This is a genomic window from Citrobacter sp. S55_ASV_140, assembly GCF_018919505.1.
Taxonomy (GTDB): Bacteria; Pseudomonadota; Gammaproteobacteria; order Enterobacterales; family Enterobacteriaceae; genus Citrobacter; species Citrobacter werkmanii.
Genome location: NZ_JAHLQZ010000366.1, coordinates 1 through 1702 on the forward strand (window position 1 = coordinate 1; position 1702 = coordinate 1702).

At 48.5% G+C, this 1702-nt stretch carries 2 protein-coding genes; both read left to right on the plus strand.

Going from position 1 to position 1702, the window contains the following annotated elements:
• The first annotated feature begins 329 nt into the window (after positions 1 to 329).
• Positions 330 to 935, plus strand: coding sequence for an ankyrin repeat domain-containing protein (locus KQJ18_RS23815; protein WP_216422926.1), 606 nt, complete (start codon positions 330 to 332; stop codon positions 933 to 935).
• Between the two features lie 126 nt (positions 936 to 1061).
• Positions 1062 to 1702: DUF2877 domain-containing protein (locus tag KQJ18_RS23820; protein ID WP_216422927.1), on the plus strand; the 641-nt coding region annotated here is incomplete at its 3' end.

Sequence of the window (1702 nt, forward strand, 5' to 3'; positions counted from 1 at the left end):
TCCTTATACAGAGCAATCAGTTTTGAACAGAATTTAACACTAGTTTTACATTTGATTTGAAGGCAATCACACTTCTGCATATTAATTGCAGGCCGCTATCCGCGCAGCATACCGCTTGATTTACCCGACTATTCATGAGTGGCAAAAAACGCCCCAGCCATAAGGGAAAGATTGCACTACAGCACGCTTTGCTCTCATTGTTAAATTTTATTCAATAATTGACGCGCTTACGATGAATGAAATTTAAGCGGATGTTATTCTCTACACTCTGTTGCTATTCTCAGCTTATCGGATATTTAGAAAGTCTAAAAAACTGCAGGAGAGCAATTATGTCAGAGAAAGAACTCATTACTGAATTTCTGCTGGCGGCAGAACAAGGTAATGCCGATGGATTAAAATCCTGTCTGGCAAAAAATGTGGATATTAATGCCACGAACCGCCAGGGACGTACCGCCATTATTATTGCCAGCCTGAATAAGCATTATGACTGTGTTTCTTTATTGATTGCCGCCGGTGCCGATATTAATAAACAGGACCAAACCTGTTTTAATCCTTTCCTGATTAGCTGCCTGACGAACGATTTAACGCTGCTGCGTACCGTATTACCTGCTAACCCCGACCTTAACTGCCTGAGTCGTTTTGGCGGCGTAGGCATTACGCCAGCCAGTGAAAAAGGTCATTTGGAGATCGTGCGCGAGCTGCTGCTGCTTACCGATATCAATGTCAACCATACCAACTTCGTGGGCTGGACGCCGCTTCTGGAAGCCATTGTGCTTAATGATGGCGGCGCGAAGCAGCAAGAGATCGTCAAGCTGCTACTTGACCATGGCGCAAACCCACATATGACGGATAAATACGGTAAAACCCCGCTGGAACTGGCGCGGGAGAAAGGTTATCACGAAATTGCCGAGCTGCTGATTGCCGCCGGAGCCTGACAGAGGAGCGCCGCTATCGCTACGCCATCACGGCGATGCGTACAGGCGCTAACCGCAGATAGCGCGTTTCTCGCTTTCCGGGGGACGGGGCAAGTTGAACAGGTTTTTTCCCGCGCGGTGAACCTGTTGATACCTGACCAGCAGCGACTGTTGACGTTGCTGAGTGAAGGTTGTGATAACGCGCCTAATAGCTGTCGACTGGCGCTGACGCATTGCGCGAACCTGTTTCTCCCCGGTGAGCAGGTCAGATTTACCGAGTCGGGGATAGCCGTTGGCAAAGATAAATGGATAGAGACCTCTGGTTGCCTGCCGTGGCGCATACCACAGTGGGCACCAGATGCAGTCACCCTCGCCGTAGTCCACTGGCAGCGCTGGGAAGAGGTAATCCGCCAACAGTTAAGCAGCGACGACACATTATTTTTGTATCAGGGGGACAACCCGTTTTATCAGGAAATCACCCGTCAATTACTCAACCGCCGACAGACACTAATAGCGGCGCTATATACGGGAGTAAATATTTCAACAGCGGCCAGCCATTTAATTGGTCTGGGAATTGGCCTGACGCCATCATCCGATGATTATTTAGTGGGCTTAAGTGCCATTTTATTAATCCCAGGACATCCGCTGGAGAAATATCGTGGGGATTTTTTAGCGGCATTACAATGCGCCGGAAATAATACGACGCTACTTAGCAAAATAACGCTCGAAGAAGCTTTGCATCAACGTTATCGGGAAAGCGTCGTGCGGCTGCTGCAGCATATTATTAC

Bases quoted from the DNA above. Each gene is read 5' to 3' on its own strand.
- KQJ18_RS23815 (WP_216422926.1), top strand. From the start codon at position 330: ATGTCAGAGAAAGAACTCATTACTGAATTTCTGCTGGCGGCAGAACAA.